At 41.1% G+C, this 18,476-nt stretch carries 17 protein-coding genes; 7 read left to right on the top strand and 10 right to left on the bottom strand.

What is annotated here, in order from left to right:
- Window positions 1-145: 145 nt before the first annotated feature.
- Complete coding sequence (locus tag KPY62_RS08045; RefSeq protein WP_216581541.1) at window positions 146-640, top strand: hypothetical protein; 495 nt, start codon at window positions 146-148, stop codon at window positions 638-640.
- A gap of 131 nt (window positions 641-771) precedes the next feature.
- Here the strand turns inward: KPY62_RS08045 and KPY62_RS08040 are convergent, their stop codons facing one another.
- The 6 genes from KPY62_RS08040 to KPY62_RS08015 form a co-directional block, all read right to left on the bottom strand.
- Complete coding sequence (locus tag KPY62_RS08040) at window positions 772-1,053, bottom strand: DUF503 domain-containing protein (protein ID WP_216581540.1); 282 nt, start codon at window positions 1,051-1,053, stop codon at window positions 772-774.
- 270 nt (window positions 1,054-1,323) lie between these two features.
- On the bottom strand, window positions 1,324-1,686 hold the full coding sequence (locus KPY62_RS08035) for a DUF3817 domain-containing protein (protein WP_216581539.1): 363 nt from the start codon (window positions 1,684-1,686) through the stop codon (window positions 1,324-1,326).
- A gap of 258 nt (window positions 1,687-1,944) precedes the next feature.
- A complete protein-coding gene (locus KPY62_RS08030; RefSeq protein ID WP_216581538.1) occupies window positions 1,945-2,574 on the bottom strand; it encodes a hypothetical protein in 630 nt (209 codons plus the stop codon).
- A 241-nt stretch (window positions 2,575-2,815) separates the two neighbouring features.
- Window positions 2,816-3,316 carry a M48 family metallopeptidase gene (locus KPY62_RS08025; protein WP_201621553.1) on the bottom strand — a complete coding sequence of 167 codons (501 nt, stop codon included), beginning with the start codon at window positions 3,314-3,316 and terminating at the stop codon, window positions 2,816-2,818.
- A gap of 204 nt (window positions 3,317-3,520) precedes the next feature.
- Entirely contained in the window at window positions 3,521-3,778 is a 258-nt protein-coding gene (locus KPY62_RS08020; RefSeq protein WP_216581537.1) for a YheV family putative metal-binding protein, read from the bottom strand.
- Window positions 3,779-6,004, bottom strand: a complete 2,226-nt coding sequence (locus KPY62_RS08015) for a M3 family metallopeptidase (protein WP_216581536.1) — start codon at window positions 6,002-6,004, stop codon at window positions 3,779-3,781.
- Between the two features lie 535 nt (window positions 6,005-6,539).
- On the opposite strand from KPY62_RS08015, the gene KPY62_RS08010 reads away from it, so the two are divergent.
- The 4 genes from KPY62_RS08010 to KPY62_RS07995 all read left to right on the top strand — a co-directional run bounded on the left by KPY62_RS08010 (window position 6,540) and on the right by KPY62_RS07995 (window position 10,689).
- A complete protein-coding gene (locus KPY62_RS08010) occupies window positions 6,540-7,649 on the top strand; it encodes a hypothetical protein (protein ID WP_216581535.1) in 1,110 nt (369 codons plus the stop codon).
- Between the two features lie 180 nt (window positions 7,650-7,829).
- The gene (locus tag KPY62_RS08005; RefSeq protein ID WP_216581534.1) at window positions 7,830-8,657 is read left to right on the top strand and encodes a glutathione S-transferase N-terminal domain-containing protein; all 828 of its coding nucleotides are present in this window, start codon (window positions 7,830-7,832) and stop codon (window positions 8,655-8,657) included.
- A 161-nt stretch (window positions 8,658-8,818) separates the two neighbouring features.
- Window positions 8,819-9,577 (top strand): endonuclease/exonuclease/phosphatase family protein, encoded by a 759-nt coding sequence (locus KPY62_RS08000; RefSeq protein WP_216581533.1) that lies wholly within the window; start codon window positions 8,819-8,821, stop codon window positions 9,575-9,577.
- Between the two features lie 116 nt (window positions 9,578-9,693).
- Window positions 9,694-10,689, top strand: a complete 996-nt coding sequence (locus tag KPY62_RS07995; RefSeq protein ID WP_216581532.1) for an NADP-dependent oxidoreductase — start codon at window positions 9,694-9,696, stop codon at window positions 10,687-10,689.
- Window positions 10,690-10,962: 273 nt separating this feature from the next.
- Here KPY62_RS07995 and KPY62_RS07990 read toward each other — a convergent pair whose 3' ends face one another.
- The 3 genes from KPY62_RS07990 to KPY62_RS07980 all read right to left on the bottom strand — a co-directional run bounded on the left by KPY62_RS07990 (window position 10,963) and on the right by KPY62_RS07980 (window position 14,683).
- Complete coding sequence (locus KPY62_RS07990) at window positions 10,963-11,688, bottom strand: alpha-ketoglutarate-dependent dioxygenase AlkB family protein (protein WP_216581531.1); 726 nt, start codon at window positions 11,686-11,688, stop codon at window positions 10,963-10,965.
- A gap of 69 nt (window positions 11,689-11,757) precedes the next feature.
- On the bottom strand, window positions 11,758-12,654 hold the full coding sequence (locus KPY62_RS07985) for an alpha/beta fold hydrolase (RefSeq protein WP_216581530.1): 897 nt from the start codon (window positions 12,652-12,654) through the stop codon (window positions 11,758-11,760).
- A gap of 109 nt (window positions 12,655-12,763) precedes the next feature.
- The gene (locus KPY62_RS07980) at window positions 12,764-14,683 is read right to left on the bottom strand and encodes an ABC transporter ATP-binding protein (protein ID WP_216581529.1); all 1,920 of its coding nucleotides are present in this window, start codon (window positions 14,681-14,683) and stop codon (window positions 12,764-12,766) included.
- 368 nt (window positions 14,684-15,051) lie between these two features.
- On the opposite strand from KPY62_RS07980, the gene KPY62_RS07975 reads away from it, so the two are divergent.
- Together KPY62_RS07975 and KPY62_RS07970 are read left to right on the top strand one after the other, a co-directional pair.
- Entirely contained in the window at window positions 15,052-15,942 is an 891-nt protein-coding gene (locus tag KPY62_RS07975) for an EamA/RhaT family transporter (RefSeq protein ID WP_216581528.1), read from the top strand.
- A gap of 189 nt (window positions 15,943-16,131) precedes the next feature.
- Complete coding sequence (locus KPY62_RS07970) at window positions 16,132-17,022, top strand: fructose bisphosphate aldolase (protein WP_216581527.1); 891 nt, start codon at window positions 16,132-16,134, stop codon at window positions 17,020-17,022.
- Window positions 17,023-17,233: 211 nt separating this feature from the next.
- On the opposite strand, the gene KPY62_RS07965 is transcribed toward KPY62_RS07970, so the two are convergent.
- Window positions 17,234-18,476: autotransporter outer membrane beta-barrel domain-containing protein (locus tag KPY62_RS07965; RefSeq protein WP_216581526.1), on the bottom strand; the 1,243-nt coding region annotated here is incomplete at its 5' end.

Here is an 18,476-nt window from a genome sequence, read left to right as displayed (position 1 = left end):
AAACGATGATAGCTATAGAGGTAGAATGGTTTATTGCAACGACATCTAGTTTTTTGCGTGCAGTGCTTACTCGTTCGGTGGTTAGCTCAATGCTTAGCCTCAGTCATTAGCTCGGTTTATTAGCCATAATATAAGAGTAAATTCTATGAAGAAATCAATTATGATTTTGGCTATTGTGTTTTTAGGCCAGAGCACTATTGTCAATGCCATAACTGACTGGACACCGTATTTAAAACCAATGCTGTTAGGGTGTGATTATCCTGATCCAACGGATAAGTTACCAACCTATTATAAGGCATCGATTGTAAATAATAAAATAAAAGGCAATAAAAACAATGAGTTTGAAGAAATAGTAACTACTTATACCTTAAAAAATGCCACTACGTTTGGCTACCCTTTGGCAAAAGTTGAATATCTACAAGGACAAGAGTGGAGTCACTTAAAGTTATATTTTAAAGATAGTAAATTTACAGCGTTACGTCGGCAATTTAAATTACCAGAACTTAATAAAGATCCAGATTTAATCGCCAAAGTTATTAGAAATAGCCTTGAGGGCTACGAGGTGGATGATGGTATAGGCAGTTTAGTACTAGAATTTGATAGGGCAGAGAAAAGCATTAGTTGTTTTTGGGGGCACTAACTATTTATGAGCAAAAGCACGTTAGCTATTAGCTCTTTCACAGTGACTTATAACACTCATTAGCTACTATCCGTAATACTGGCAATCCATGCAATAAGAATTAGTAAAATAGCATTTTATCCGACAAAAAATTATAAAAACTCTCGTGTTATATTCATGATGCGTCCATCGACAGTGCGCTGTATTTTTTCTTCAATTTGACTACATAACGACTCAATCTTGCTTTTAGAGGGTGCTACTATCACTAAGGTCCATTCACTGGCCTCGTGCCTATCCAATTTGCCGCTCTCATAAACGGCCACCGCTGGATTACGTCCAAAGCGCTCGTGCAGGCCGCCCATACGTTGGCGTTTTTCTTTTAGAGAGCTACAACCTGATAAAGAAAAACTTACAGTCAAAATACCGATATGCATATTAGTCTCCTCGATATAATAGGGCTTCACTTACTATCTGGTCGTTTAAAGTCTGCTACTACAGTCGGTAGCTTTAGTTTGAAAATAGTTGTAAAACTATCAGTCTATATACAAGTTGGTTTTTTAGCAGCAGAAATTATATAGGCGCTATTCTATATACCTCGGATTCAAGGTAATTCTCTATTAGATTTTTTACTCTACAAAACTTGTTGAATACAGATAAGGCCTAAATCATCAGTAGCAGGGCTTGATAAGTTATCCTTTCTTTTTCTATTCTTTCATTTCAATACTTTTCTTTAAGCTATCTTTTAGTAAGTAATCGAATATAAATGGACCAAAAGGCAATAACGATCCGAGTACGCCTGCAGGCACAGCCCAAAGTGGCATTTTAATTTTGCTAGTGACTAATAGCAGTATTAACAGGTAGGCCATGAATAATATACCATGGGCCATCCCAGTATATTTGACCGCTTCGGGAATGCCCATCATATATTTTAACGGCATGGCGATACCGAGCAATAATAAGTAAGAAGTGCCTTCTAAATAGCCCATGATGGTGAGTCTTTTCAATGCGGCATCTTGTTGTTTTGTGAGAGGGAATGATGGTTGAATAGTTGGCTGAGCCTCTGTCACTTTATGCTCCTTTTACGATTAGTAGGTTTTAGTGAGATCACAACCATTATACTGGTTTTTACTAAAGTAAATTACCGCTGTGACGGTAGTCATTCTCACTCAGCAGCGAACTATTAGTCATTTTGTTGGTGGTATCACTAAGTAGCTACACCACTAAATAACTAAATCGTAGAGCATAAAAAATCCAATGCCAGACGTTTAGTTCAAACGTCTAACATTGGATTAGTAGTACCATAATCGAACTAACTAGAACTATGATTATTTATCTAGTTTATCGATCATACCTTGGTACTTTTCTTTTTTGCTAGCAATTTTTTCGCGTTGCTCTTCTGCGGTAGCTACTAGATTTTTAGCGACTTCTAAGCTCTTGTCAAAAGCTGCTAGTTCAAAATCGACAGCGTCTACTAATTTACCAAGAGTCATAGCGGCTGCTTTTTCAGTAACATCATGGGTCATGTCAGCAGCTTCAGACTTAAAGTCATCTTTTAGCTTAGAGGCCCATTGATAGATACCTGCCATAGTTATACCAGATTTATCTTCTTCAGAAGACTTATCTTTTTTACTAGCTTTTTCTTTTTTATCAGATTTATCTTCTTTATCAGACTTTTCGTCTTTGCTAGATTTATCTTCTTTTTTAGACTTACTGTCCTTCTCAGACTTATCGTCTTTTTCTTCTTTACTAGGCTTCTCAGACTTGTCATTTTTTTTGTCAGATTTTTCAGAGTCTGTGTTAACTTCATAATCTTTATCGGCATTATAATTTTCGAAATCACCGTCCTCATAGACTACAGTATCGTCTTTTACCACTTCTACAGCCGTTACAGCATCGTTCTTAATAGATTTCTTTTCGTTTTTAGCATTATTGTTATTAGAATCATTGTTTGACATTACGGCTTCCCTTTACTTAAGTTTTGGTTAACAGACATTTAATCTTAGTCTTGCTTGAGGTTAATATTAGGCTAGGGCCATTTATTAAGCAATAGGTAGATATAAATGTACTGCTTAAGCTCTACAGAAGAATACATTGTAGTGCTCGTCCCGCTACAAACAGCCCGCAAATGTTATCTAGCGTTAATGACAAGTAAACCATTAGCAAAGTATTTTAGCCATTAAATGGAGAAATAGTAGATTAGAGCTGCTCCCGCCATTGTAACCATAACCTAGTATCTAACTCGAACTGATGATATGCAGGTTCCATATGACAACATAATTGATAAAAAGATTTATCATGATCTTTTTCTTTAAAATGTGCTAACTCATGTACCACAATCATCCGCAAAAACTCAGGCGGCGCTTCTTTAAATAGACTCGCAACCGTAATGCTATTATGTGCTTTAAGCTTGTTACCTTGTACTCGTGATTGAAAAGTATGAATGCCAAGTGCCTGATTAAGCACTGCCAGCTTACTGTTATACGTCACTTGGGTCAGCGAGCTGGTTTTACGCATATACTGATTTTTTATCTGATTAATATACTGATATAAAGCCTTATCACTTTGTACTTGATGCTTAGTAGGGTAGTTTTTATCGATATAATCACCTAGCTTGCCTTGGCTAATTAATTCAGCTGCTTGGCTTTGAATATGCTCTGGATAATGAGCGATATACTTTAGAGTACTGGCTTGAGTCACGGAGTTTATCCTTGGTTCTTTTCTAATAGGGCTAGGGTTTCTATCTTATTTAATAACAACCGCTAATAACTATTAATGACCACTAATAACTATTAATGATCACTAATAACTATTAATGACCACTAATAACTATTAATGATCACTAATAACTATGCTTGGTTCGCTGACTCGTTATAAGCTGCTAAAGCCTTGTAGCGGTAAGGTTTAAATCTTAAACTTTACGGTGCCACTAGTACCAGTAGCCATCGCATCACGTGCTAGCTGATCCTCAAGGTGATTCTTAGCACTGATAGCGTCAGGATCGGGACGATGTTCTGTATGACCACACTTAGTGCATTCAATATACTCATCAAGGTTAGGCTCAGTGATATTTACTTGTACTACGGCATCTAAGGCTTGGCATTTAGGACAGCTGACGCCGGCCAAAAACCGACGTTTAGACTGAGTAGATTGATAGCGCATTTAGCTGGCCTCGCTATTACTTTTAGCTTCGCTATAAACGTTGGCTACTTTGATATCTTGAAAACCGCTATGACGTAGTAACGCCTCGATGTTGGCACTGCGCCCACGGAAGTTCTCAAAGTTGGTTTTAGCAGGTAAGCTACCACCGACTGACAGCACTGTATCGCGAAAGGCTTTACCAGTATTAGCATTAAAGATGCCTTCTTCTTCAAACTTACTAAAAGCATCGGCTGATAGTAGCTCGGCCCATTTATAAGAGTAATAGCCTGCTGCATAGCCCCCAGCGAAGATGTGACTAAAGCCATTAGCAAAACGGTTATAGTCAGGAGTTTCCATAATAGCAATATCGTTACGTACGGTATCTAAGGTCGCTAAGATACCAGCATAATCAAGCGCTGATGACTGCGCATGAATCATTAAATCGAACAATGAAAATTCAATTTGACGCAAAGTTTGCATGCCGCTTTGGAAGTTCTTAGCCGCTAGTAGCGCATCGAGCTTATCTTTAGGTAACGGCTCGCCAGTCTCAACATGGCTACTAATCAAGGCAATACCTTCAGCATCCCACGCCCAGTTCTCCATAAACTGACTAGGTAATTCAACAGCGTCCCACTCAACCCCATTGACACCAGCGACATCTCCAACGCTCACTTGAGTTAACAGATGATGCAGACCATGACCAAACTCATGGAACAAAGTTAACACTTCATCATGGGTCAATAAACTAGGCTTGCCTGCTAGCGCTGGGGTAAAGTTACCGACCATAAAGCATACTGGTAACTGCTGATAACCGGTTTCATCATGACGATAGCGTGCCTGAAAGCCACTCATCCAAGCGCCACCACGTTTGCCAGTGCGTGCAAATAAGTCAAAGTAAAAACCACCAATTAAGCTATCGTCAGTATCGAATAACTGATAAAAGCTCACATCCTCGTGCCAAAGTGAAGCGTAGGCATTAGTAGCTGTCTCTTTATCCTGCTTCTGCTCCACTGGTTGCTGTTTTACCGTTATACCATATAACCGCTTGACGATAGCAAATAGACCGTCGACGACTTTTGGTAGTGGGAAGTAAGGACGAATTTCTTCTTGCGACAAGCTAAACTGGTTTTGTTTAACTTTTTCAGCGATATAAGCACTGTCCCAAGGTTGTAATTTAGCTATGCCATACTGTTGGGCACAAGCTTGCAATTGCGCTAAATCTTGCTTGGCGGTCGGTGTTGCTTGTGCCGCTAGATCGCGTAAGAAGCGCTCAACTTCTGGCACATCTTCCGCCATCTTAGTCGATAACGACACTTCAGAATAATTATTAAAGCCTAATAGCTTGGCTTTTTGTTCACGCAATTGCAGGATTTTGCTCATGATATCAGCGTTATTGAACGACTTACCTTCAGTACCTTTACCAGCAGTCTGGCTGTCAAATTCAGAGGCGCGAGTCACATAAGCGTGATACAAGGTTTCGCGTAGCTCACGGTCATCCGCGTGCGTCATCACCGCAATATACAAGGGAATATTTAGGCTAGCCACATAATAGGGGCTAGGTAGCGCATCGATTTCAGCTTGGCTCAAAGTGCCTTTTGATAACGCTTGCGCTTTATATTGTTCACCATTATCAGCCAATAGCGCCAAACCGCTCTCAGTCAGACCTGCTAGCTGTTCTGGTTGTAGTGGGTGCGCAAACGCTTGAGTGGCATCTAAAATATTATCTGAAAAAGTTGCTGATAGGGTAGAGAGTTCGCTTTGGATAGCCGCAAACTTATCTTGCTGGGCTTTAGGTAATGCCACCCCAGATAGCTCAAAATTTTGGATAGCAAGCTCGATAGCCCGAGCTCTTGCAGGCTCAAGCTGTGCAAAAAACGCCTCATCAGCGACGATAGCTTTATAACAGTTAAACAGTGCCTGATGTTGGCCAACGCGAGTACCGTAGGCTGATAAAGTAGGCAATAGCTCATGATGAATATGGCGAATCTCATCGTTACTCATCACCCCATTAAGATGCGACAGTACACCCCAACTACGTTCCAAACCCAAATTGATATGATCAAAGGCTATGACATCTTGCAGCGCTTGCTCAGCACTTATAGAGGTAGGCTCTTTGTCTTGGCGTGCTGTCAGATTATCCAAAAAACCATTGGCTTGATCTATTGCTTGAATAACTTGTGTTTTTAAGGTGTCTGGCGCTGTTTGCAAAAAGTCAACGAGGTGTAGATTAGGATCTAAAGTTGGCATAAGTATTTCCAGTAGGTAAAAATTTAATAAGTGAATATCTAATAGGTAACGCTAAATCAGATTTATTATAGTTTTAACAATTTGTTCAACTCAAAGCGGTCCTATAGCTAGACCATACTTTCAGGGTTTGACTAATTCATACTAGTTACCTAAAAGATGGGTATGGCCGAGTGAAAATACAAGCTAATAGCAAAGGTATAGAGTGACAGTAGCTTGTATGAGCTACTATTTTAAATGACTCACTTACAAAGCGTTATCATTTGCTTGCAAACTAACCCTATAGCCGAGATGCCTAAGTTGGTAGGCTAATAGAGATGATGTAGTGATTTATAAAATAACAATATTATTCGATTAATTTTGTTCTACTAAAGTTAATTGTACTGAGTAGTATTGAAGAAGTAATATCGGATGAGTAGCATTAGATAATTAGTATCGAGCTAAGCTAGTATCGAGATAAGTCATAATCACTACAATAATCGTTAGTTTTACTGTTCAACCCCAAAAATCAATGATAATAAAACAAGGAGTGTCCTTTATGAAAGCAACTCTCAAAAGTTTACGTGAGACTAAAGCTGACCCAGCCGTTAGTATCTTTGTTAAAACTCATCGTGAGCATCCTGCTAATGACCAAGATCCTATTGCTCTGAAAAATCAATTAAAAGTAGCCGAAGAGCGTCTGATTAAAGAGTATGATAAGCGTACGGCAACTACTATTCTTGATAACATCCATGCTAAGACTAAAGAGCTAAATCATAATTATAACTTAGACACTTTAGCTATTTTTGCTAGTACTGATGATGTGCAAATTGTTCGTATGCCTTTAGATACTACCGAGCGCGTGGTTATTTCTTATCGCTTTGCTACTCGTGACCTAGTGCGTGATATGGCCAGTGCCGTACATTACTATATTGTGGTATTGACCCGTGATGGTGCGCGCTTGATCGAAGCTTCTAATGACCGTGTGGTTGCAGAGTTCGACAAAGATAACGATAAGCAAAACAATATGGAAAGTATCCCTTTTCCTATCGATAATAACGGCTTATATACTACAGGTGATGGCGGCTCTGACCGCTCATCTAATAACGAAAGTAGCTATCTAAAAGAGTTCTTTAACCAAGTAGATAAGAGTGTGCAAGAGCTGTGGGGCGAACATAAAATGCCTCTAGTAATCGTTGGCGATATTCGTAACATCGGCTACTATAAAGATGTTTGTGATCGTCTAGAGAACATCATTGCAACAGTATCTAACGTTACAGAGTTAGAAGAAGGCAGTGCGCAGCATATCGTTGATAGTGTGCAAGAAGCAGTAGAGAAGTATCGTACGTCATTACATGAAGCTGCTCTAGGCGAGATTGATAAAGCTCGCGGTGCCAATATGCTACGTACAGACTTACAAGATGTCTATCGTGCCGCTTTCCAAGGTGCAGGTGAGACTCTGTATGTGCGTCGTGGTTATATCCAATCTGCTAAGATTGATGAGACAGCACAAACGCTAACCCTAGTGGATGCTGCTGCTGAAGGCGTCACTGATGATGCAGTTGGTGAGATCATCGAACACGTAATACATAATGGTGGTAAAGCGGTATTTATGCCACAAGATATTATGAGTGCCGATCAACCTATTGCTCTAGTAACTCGCTACTAGTACAGTATGATGACTACTGATAAAAGTACTGATAAGAAGTATAGATAAGAAGTATAGATAAACAGTACGGATAGATTGGTATTAGTATTAGTAGATATAAAGTAGAGCATTGGTTCGTTACGGATCAATGCTCTTTTACCTTTACCGCAGCCATTTATATGGGCAACTTAGGACTAGATAATGATTATTCCCAATAACGCTCTAGGTCATAAACTCAAAAGTGCCCAAGCTTTTACCTCGCTATTGCTACGTGGTGGACGTGGAGTCATGGGCACGCCAAAACCTATGCAGCTAGAGCAAGCACTAGTATTATATGAGTATGAGGCTTGTCCTTATTCACGTCGGGTACGAGAAGTGATGACTTTGCTTAATTTAGACTTCGAGAGTCGCCCAAGTCCCCATAAAGGCCAGCTTTATCGTGATGAGTTAAAAGAGCTGGCGGGAAAAGCGCAAGTCCCTTTTTTACTTGATCAGAACTTTGCTGATGAGCACGAAAATAATAAGATACTGGACTCGCAAGCTATTATCGATCATCTATTTGCTAACTATTCCAAAAAAGGGTCTACACCCGCTAAATATCAGCGTCAAACCAAAAGAGATAATGCATCCGTAGCCAATAAGGCAGCTAGTATGGTCTCGATGATGCGTGGTGCTACAGCTGACCATCCTAAAAAGAACCATGCTCGTGGTAAGCCGGAGCAATTACTGCATCTATACGGTTTTGAGGCCAGTCCTTTCTGTCGTTTAGTACGCGAAAAACTTAGCGAGCTGGAATTGGGTTATATCAATCATAACGTTGCTCGTGAGCGTCTACAGGATATTGGTGCTTTTGGTTTTCATCTCACCTTAAATGAGTATCAGCCTATCAAAGGCGGCAAGAGAGATCGTCTTATGAATGAGCAGATTAAGGGCAAGCTACTGTTCCCCTATCTGGTAGACCCTAATACAGATACTAAGATGTACGAGTCGCAAGATATTATTGATTATTTAGATATACATTATGCTTGATACGATTCTAGTAGGATGGCTCTAAAAAGCTTATATAATAATTCTCGCTAGCCTCTGTTATTGGGTTAAGCTGTTATGATTTGATTCTATAACTTTAGTCGGCATGATTTTAATCATCACTATCTATTTTGTCCGACCCCTTATTCTATGACTATAAGCCTATGACTAATACTAAATCCTTTGTTCTAACTAGCTATAACATCCACAAAGGCATGTCACCATTAAACCGCCAAGTCAAAATGCAAGGTATTGCGCAAGCATTAGAAACGGTCGGCGCAGATATCTTATGCCTGCAAGAAGTGCAAGGACAGAATTTAAAACGTAACATGCAATATAACGAATACCCAGATCAGTCGCAACATGAGTGGTTTGGAGAGTTTTTACAGTTGCAAAATAGCTATGGTAAAAATTCAGAGTATGAGAACGGCCATCATGGCAATGCGGTACTGAGCCGCTTTCCTCTTGATCCTAAACACAATGTCAATATCAGCGTCAATAAGCTTGAACAGCGCGGGGTATTGCATTGTGAAGTTCAGCCGATAGGATGGGAGAGACCAGTAGTAGTATTGTGCGCACACCTTAATTTATTTGAGCATGATCGAGTCAAACAGTACCAAGCTATTACTGATTACGTGCGTCATGAAATTAGTGATGATCAGCCCTTGATCTTAGCAGGGGATTTTAATGACTGGAAAAAAATGTCTTGTGATAAGTTGGCTAATAGCTTGGGGCTGATAGAAGCTTTTAAACACCATCATGGCAAGCTATTACCGACTTTTCCAGCCAAGTTGCCAGTACTGAGTTTAGATCGTATTTATGTGCGCAATTTGATAGTCAAAAATGCTTGGGTGCATACTGGAAAACCTTGGTCTACTTTGTCAGATCATTTGCCGATAAGTGCTGAGCTGGCTTTACTGTAGATAGCTCATTTGCTGGCAAGCTATTACCACACTGAAGTTTTTATAACGAAGCTTTTCAATAATGGCCAAATAATGCCATTTCAAATAGTGATTAATAACTATAAGGATGACTATTTATGTCTGCCACTACTAACAATCTACCTAATCAGCAACAGGCCGTTCTTATCACCGAGTTTGGTGCCCCTGAGGTTATGACGTATCAAGATGATATGGCCATTCCAGAGTTGATGGCTGAACAGGTATTAATAAAAGTGGCCTACGCCGGAATCAATCCTGTTGATTATAAAACCCGTCAAGGTAAAGGCTGGGGCGCTGACAATATTCGTAAAGATAAATTCGAGAAAAATCAAGCTGCAGGATTAGGGTTCGATGTCTCCGGTACTGTGGTCAAGAGTAATAGTGATCAATTTGCCGTCGGTGCTAGGGTGGCTGCGCTGAATTTTGGCGGGGCTTGTTATGCGCAGTACGTGGCCGTCGATGCAAAGTTGTTAGCTACTGTCCCTGAAGCAGTAAGCTTAGAGCAAGCTGGAGCACTGCCTTGCGTGGGTCAGACAGCATTACAATTCGTTGACTTTGCCGGTATCCAAGCCGGTGAGCAAGTAGTGATGAATGCGCCAGCAGGGGGCGTTGGCCAGTTAGTAATTCAGCTGTTGATGGTTAAAGCTGCTGAGGATGATGTAAAAGTTACGGTTATTTGCTCGCCAGAAAAATATGATCAGCTCGATCAGTTAATCGATAAGGATAAGCTGGCTGGTTGGATTGACTACACTCAAGACCAAGCCTTTCCAAAGTTGCAAGCGGATGTGCTATTAGACTTGGTTGGTGATGAGGCGGGCGTAAGGGCACTAGAGACTCTTAAGTCTGATGGTCGAGTTTATGTGCTGCCCTCAATCTGGGTTGATAAACTCAAAGCAGCTGGTAGTGATAAGTTGACTATAGAGGGTTATACGGTCAAACCTAACGGGAACGATATGGCAAAAGTGTTAGCTCAAGTCGCTGACGGCACTCTTAAATTGCATATCCAACACACTTATCCTTTGTCAGAAGTGGTTACCGCTCATACTGAACTACAAAAAGGCAATACTTTTGGCAAAATAGTATTAGCGGTTTGATTATATTTTTTAGAGTATTAGCAGTGACAGTATTCTAGCTAATAGTCTAGCTGGCAAGATGGCAAGATGGCTTTATGGTTAAGCTCGCTTCTTTTAATTTGCTATTATTTTAAAAGTAGCGCTTAAAAAACAGTTTCTGTCAGTGTTTTACTGGTTGATCCAACAGACTTTAAATTAAAGATAAGATAAAACGCAAAATAGAGCTATGCTTTAAGTTGCGTTTTTTTATGGCTAAAATTTTTGTATAGTAGTATTTTTGAATTAGCAAAGCCGCTAAATATTTATCATACGTCGAAAAGTTAAGCTAATACGGCCTTCATTGACAGTCGTCGTCTTGGCGATGCTATGCTTCCAATACTGTTGGGTAACACCAGCCATCACTATTAGCTGTCCTGAATTCAGATAGAGATCTAATTTATCTGAGCTGCTGCTAGCTCTAACTGTTTTGTGCCTAAACAGCATTTTGCGGGTAGCACCTAGAGATAAAGCGGCGATTAATGGTTGTTCACCCAGTTCTTTTTCGTCATCAGCATGGTAGCCCATACCTTCAGAGCCTGAAGGATAATAATTGAGCAAGCATGCGTTAAAGTATGAGCACTGTTGTTTGTTATTAGTTTTTCGGTCGGTATCATTAACAGCAGAATAATTATTAATAGCAGCGCCAAAATCACTATTAACCAGCAAATCACTGATATTATCTTCGACAATCTGTTTCACGTGAAACACGATGGGATGCCAGTCATGAGCGTTATGAGTGTGTCCAGCATAACGATAGCTTAAGCCTTGATCGCCCATCCATACTATTTGACGCTTAGTGATATGAGTGTTGCCGAACAAAGTCACTATGTCAGATTGCCAAGGTAGAGTGGTTAATAGCTGCTGATATAATTGTTTATCACTAGCTGCTATGGTGTCTAAGGCTGGACTACCCAAGTCATAGAGCTGACCATCATAGGGCAGTAAATTATCAATAGCATCATTGCCAAATAAGTCATTCATAGCGCGGGCTCACAGTTAGATTTTGGCGTTACTTTGATCTAGAGGATAGCCTGAATCAAGAGACTGGCTTTAATCATCAGTATCATTAGCCAAAGCAAAGATAGTGTCCGCGCATAATTTTGGTGCTTCAATCGGCAGTAGATGCCCGTAATCTGTCAAAGATACTAAGCGCTCAGTCGGCACAAACTTGCGCCAGTTATTGCGAACTTCATCGCTAATGAATAAAGTAGGTTTGCCAGTGATTAAGGTATAAGGTAAGTTGAGCCTATTCAAGCTCTTTAGCGCCTTATCGATATAGGGAGTGCCGAAATAGTTAGCCATCTCTTGCTCAGGGCTAAACATTAAAGTATAACTGCCGTCCTGTTGTTGAGTGAGACTGTTCTGAGCAAATATCTGCAAGTGCTCATCACTAATACGGCGATAGGCACGCAGCTCGCGTAGATGGGCATAAAAGTCTGCTACCGTTGACCAGTGGGCTTGTTTAGTAGCCGTGCTTTTGAAAGGTTCACGGTTTAGTTTTAGCGAGCGTGGTAGTAAGTTATAAAGCAAGGTTTGGGCTTTAGTAAAAGTTACCGGCTCTATCAGATACAACTGTGAAAACAAATCAGGACGTTTGGCAGCAGCAATAGCGGTAGCAGTAGCCCCTTGTGAATGGCCGATAGCAACGATAGGAGCTTTTTGCGTACGCTCTAAAAACTCAATTAGCATATCGGCATCTTGCTCACGAGTTAGGCATTCAGCAGTCGGCTTGTCATACCAGTAGCCACGCATAGCAAGCGAAGACAGATCAAAGTTTCTCGCAAGTTCAGTTAATAGTGGGGTATAAACACCTACCGTAAAGCCATTGCCCCCATAAAAATGCGCTGGCTGACGAGTATCAGCTGCTCCCGACTTATCAAGCGGCTTTAGTTGATAGTAGCGTGCTTGTTTACCATTAATTTCGATACTTTTTGCTAAGGGTTGCATACAGCTACTCATCCTAGTATTCTTCAAATTAAGGCAGCTAATAGCTGATTAAGTCCGTTTAAGGCAGTTGCTACTGAGTAGTTAGCTAATAACTAATACTCAGCTGATCTTATTCAGACTCACCTAAGAAGCCACCGCTTTGACGATGCCACAATCCAGCATAAATGCCATTCATATCTAGTAATTCTCCATGGCTGCCTTGTTCGATGATACGACCTTGATCCATTACTACTAGTCTATCCAGGGCGGCAATAGTAGACAGACGATGGGCGATAGCGATAACGGTTTTGCCAGTCATAATGTCATTGAGGCTCTCAGTAATAGCAAACTCAATCTCAGAATCGAGAGCACTAGTAGCTTCATCGAGTAATAAAATAGGCGCATTTTTAAGCATGACTCGTGAGATAGCAATACGTTGACGCTGACCGCCAGATAATTTTACCCCACGTTCGCCAACTTGAGTATCTAGACCTTTATTGCCTTTATCGTCATATAAGTCTTTGATAAAGCTCCATGCTTGTGCTTGCTTGGCAGCAAAGATGATCTCTTCATCGCTCGCATCAGGACGACCATAAGCGATGTTTTCGCGTACGGTACGATGCAATAACGACGTATCTTGAGTCACCATACCGATCTGCTGGCGTAACGACTCTTGAGTAACCTCGTCAATAGCTTGACCATCGATAATGATCTTACCGCTATCGACATCGAAGAAGCGTAACAGTAAGTTAACTAAGGTCGATTTACCGGCACCAGAGCGTCCGACTAAGCCTATTTTTTCGCCTGCTTTGATATCTAAATAAAAGTTATCTAACAGTCTTGTTTGTGAGCTGATAGGCGCTGATTCGACAGTTTGCACTTCATCGACTAGTTCACCTTCTACATCAACGGCCTCTACATGACCCTCGTAGCTAAAATTGACATGATCAAAGACAATATGACCAGCACTGACTTCTAGCTCTGGAGCATTAGGAATATCAACGATAGTTTGCGGTGCAGAAAGAGTACGCATACCGTCTTGTACAGTACCTATGCTCTCGAACAAGCTAGCAGTTTGCCACATAATCCAACGGGTTAGACCGTTGAGACGGAGCGCCATCGCTGTCGCAGCGGCAATAGCACCCACTCCAACGGCACCTTGTTGCCATAGATATAAGGCAATACCGGCAGTACTGCTAACCAAAATAACACTAATAAGGTGGGTTGAAACCTCAAGATAGCTGACCCAACGCATTTGCGCATGTACAGTGCCTAAGAACTGGCCCATAGCATTTTTGGCATAGCCCAACTCACGTCGCGAATGACTAAATAGCTTGACCGTCATGATATTGGCATAAGCATCAGTGATGCGTCCGACCATCAGCGCCCGTGCATCAGCTTGTACAATAGCGGTTAGTTTGAGCTTAGGAATAAAATACCACATGGTCAGGCCAACCAGCACGAACCAAATGATAAAGGGTATAAGCAGCAGGCTATCTAGATTGAATAAAATAACCCCTGTAGTAATAAAATAAACCGTGACATACATAAACATGTCAGTGACGGTCATCACCGTGTCGCGGACTGCAAGTGCAGTTTGCATGACCTTGGCGGAGACCCGACCAGAGAACTCATCTTGATAAAACTGCATCGACTGACCAAGCATACGCTGATGGAACCGCCAGCGCATCTGCATTGGAAATACGCCTTGAATAGTCTGAAAGTGAATGAATGACGACAAGGCAATCCAAAAAGGACTGACTATCATGACTGCTAACATCAACAGCATAATATCGCCTTTTTCGGCCCATAAGTTCTGTGGGGTATAAGTACCCAACCAATCAACTATGTTGCCGATCCAAGCGAACAGCATTGCCTCATAAATTCCTATCCCTGCGGATAGAATCATGAACACTAGCAGCCAACCACGTAGACCTTTAGTACAAGCCCACAAAAACTTCAACAGACCATCACGAGATGAAGGCAGCGCCATAGGCGTGTCAGGAAAAGCAGACAAACGGTTTTCAAAAAAACGAAATAGAGCATTCATAGGCAATAGCAGTACATCAATAGCAGAACGTCAAGATAAACACCAATATAGGTTATCTTGCGCTGTAACTTGTGGGGTTAAAATAGCTTCTATTTTAACAAAATCTCGAAACTAGTCCTGCATGCTAATTGTAATTTGCACAAGATAAAGGTTATATAGGTAGCATACAGCTTAATACTCATGGTTATGACCAAGGCTCCTATTACTGATCAAAAAGTGTGCGCATTAGTATTGAACGGAGAAATATAACCATTGATATTTAAGACATATCTTGTTACATTTGATGGCTTTTTATTGGATATATCGATCTTATATTTAGTAGTAAATAACAGTAGCTAAAAAAATTATAATTTATAAGGTGAGGTTTTATGCTGTATCTAACGATTGCGGTACTTTGTAGTGTCGCCGTCTCCATACTGTTAAAAGTGCTGCGTCAACGCAATATAGATATTCGCCAGACTATTGTAGCTGGTTATCCAGTGGCTTTTTTACTGACTTGGGTGTTATTAAAACCTGATCTTAGCAGTATCGATACTCTTGGTAGCGCTTGGGGCATTATCATCGCTTTGGCTATATTATTACCTTTGGTGTTTGTCATTCTGGGTCGGGCGATCGCAGCAGTGGGCATGGTGGCCACTGATGCAGCTCAACGGCTATCGTTAATTATTCCTATTATTGCTGCCTTTCTGTTATTTGGCGAAGTGCTGACGGGAATCCGCATATTCGGTCTAGTATTAGGGTTGTTAGCGTTAGCGGCATTAGTCTATCGGCCACAGCAACCATCAAATAATAACAATATTAGTAGTCATGCTACAACGATCAAGACGATCAATAAACAGGTGCTACGTACCCCTCTATGGCTATTTGGGGTGTGGATAGGCTATGGGGTCATTGATATTTTGTTTAAACAAGTGGCCAAGCAAGGTGCTGCATTTCCGCTAACGTTATTCGTTAGCTTTGGCTTGGCAGGCTTGCTATTACTCATTTATTTACTGATCACTCGGGTGCGTTGGCAAGGCAATGCTTTAGCAGCAGGACTGTTATTAGGTATACTGAATATGGGCAACATTTATGCGTACGTACGCGCTCATCAGTTGCTATCTGAGTCACCAAGTATCGTATTTACTGGCATGAATGTTGGGGTCATCACCGTAGCGACGCTTATTGGTGTCGGTATATTTAAAGAACAGCTCAATCGTATTAATATGCTTGGCATACTGTTAGCTATTAGCTGTGTGATAGTCTTATTCTTAGCTTAAGATGAGCTGATTATATTAATATACTAATGTCTGTTTGTTTGCTTTTAACTATATTGTATATAGGCACATTACGCATCATATGGTAAGGTGATTTACAAATGTGGGATAGTAGCTATTGGCATACTTGCAGCTCTTTAAATTAACAGTTTAAGCTAAATTTTTTTATTATGATAATAGGATAATTATTCAATGGAATACCAAAAGCAATTACAACGTATAAAAGTAGGTTCAGGATTTATTGCAGCGCTAGATCAAAGTGGCGGCAGTACGCCTAAAGCGCTAGAGAGTTATGGGGTTACTAGTGAAGATTATGATAATGACGAGGCGATGTTTGGTCAAGTACATGAGATGCGCACTCGTATTATGACTTGTGAATGCTTCGATAGTACTCGTGTGCTTGGAGCAATCTTATTTGAAGATACTATGGAGCGTGAAGTCGAGGGCAAGCCTACCGCTAACTATCTTTGGGAAGATAAAAATATTGTACCTTTTTTAAAGGTAGATAAAGGTTTAGCAGAGCGGATGAGTGGCGTACAAGTGATGCGCCCAATACCTAATTTAGACTTATTATTAGACAAAGCTAAACAATACCCGGTATTCGGTACTAAAATGCGCTCAGTCATTTATGAGCCAAATGTTGATGGTATTGAATTAGTAGTGCAGCAGCAATTTGATGTTGCCAAGCAAATCATCTCTAAAGGTCTGATGCCAATCGTTGAGCCAGAGGTTGATATTAACACCGCTGATAAACATGATTGTGAACTGTTATTAAAAACCAATCTTTTGCATAATTTGGATCGTTTGGCTGAGGATAAGCAAGTGATACTTAAGCTCACTCTGCCAGAAGAAGCAGGCTTCTATCAAGAGTTGATTGACCATCCAAAAGTGTTAAAAGTGGTTGCTCTATCAGGTGGTTACAGTCGTAGCGATGCTTGTGATAAGCTCAAGCAAAACCCAGGGATGATTGCCAGCTTCTCGCGTGCCTTTACTCAAGGCTTAAGCAAGCAGCAGAGTGATAAGGAGTTTGCTGATACGATCGATACTTCGATTGCTGAGATCTATGAAGCTTCGAGAGTTTAGAGTTAACTTAGTAAGCTTAAAATTGATTTTTAAATAAAAAACACTCGTTGCTCAGGCAGCGGGTGTTTTTTTATGCACAAATGATAGTTTATTAATTCACTATATTCAAAAGCCTTTGATTAATTAAGGGCTATAAAAAAGCTTGAACCTAGGATGACTAGGTTCAAGCTTTGGATTTTATAACAGTATTAATTAATAACGATGTTTATGATTAGAACTTCGTTTGTAAGGCAATGCTTGCGCCTTGATCGTCGTAATTGTCACGCCACTCACCGCGATAGCCGACGGACAGCTTAGTATTGATCGTTGGCATATAGCTTAGACCAATACCTGCAATACCAATCTCACGACCGACTTCTTGACCGACAGTCGTAAACTTATTATTAGGCATACTAACGAAGCTTGCCGTAATATCTGAGTATTTATCGCCATTTTCAATAGCAGCTGCTAGCTGACCGGTAATAGCCAGTTTTGGGGTTATTAGCTGTGACATATTTAACCCTGCTGTCCAGCGCATAGACTCATATTTGTTCTCATCAACGTTTAAGTTATAAACGCCTGCACCCGTTTCGCGATACCCATCACTTTTCGCATGAGCGTAGTTGACTTGTGTAAAGGGTGACACATTGCGCTGCTCACTACCGATGCGATGACTAATACCCAAACCTGCTTGTAGGGTATCAACATCATACTCCGAATTTGCAGTAGCGGTGGTCAAGATAGATAAGTTACGCGTACCCTCGACAGAACTACTACCAGCACCAGCATGGAAATTGACATGCGTAGCGTCGCTTGCTGCATAATTACCATATCCTAGTACCTGCCAGCTCTTAGCTTTTAGCTCATGATCTAAGCGGCTATCAGCAGTATCAGCATCACTTTGGATATAAGATACGGCTAGCCCTAGATTTAGGTTGTTACTAACAGGGCTGTCTAAACCAACGATAGCTCCGTAGCCTTCAGAATCATAACCTGTAACACCGTTTTCGGCATCATGACTGCTGTCATTGCCAATTATTTTTGCCCAGACATTACGTTCAGCGGTGGTCGCACGGTGCTCACTGATAGCCTCGGTTACCGCATAGTTGGCATCGGTAATGATACGGTTGACGCCGCCCATGAATAATGGCTGTAATTGATCTGCTGCGCCAGAGAGCTGCGCTTGAGTAAAGTTTAGAGTATTGCTAACTAGCTTATCGCCTAAGGCATTCTCATTTTCGTTGAGACGGTCTTGCATTGCTTGATCTAACACTTGAGCCAAACTAAGAGCAGATTTATTCGATTGGCTATTGACAGCATTTACGAAGACTGTGTAATCATCCGTTGGCGTTGGCGTTGGCGTTGGCGTTGGCGTTGGCGTTGGCGTTGGCGTTGGCGTTGGCGTTGGCGTTGGCGTTGGCGTTGGCGTTGGCGTTGGCGTTGGCGTTGGCGTTGGCGTTGGCGTTGGCGTTGGC

Origin of the sequence: Psychrobacter sp. TAE2020, assembly GCF_018919485.1 — a bacterium.
Lineage (GTDB): Bacteria > Pseudomonadota > Gammaproteobacteria > Pseudomonadales > Moraxellaceae > Psychrobacter.
Note: the sequence above shows the minus strand (reverse complement) of the source record. Positions and strands in the feature narration are given on the sequence as shown.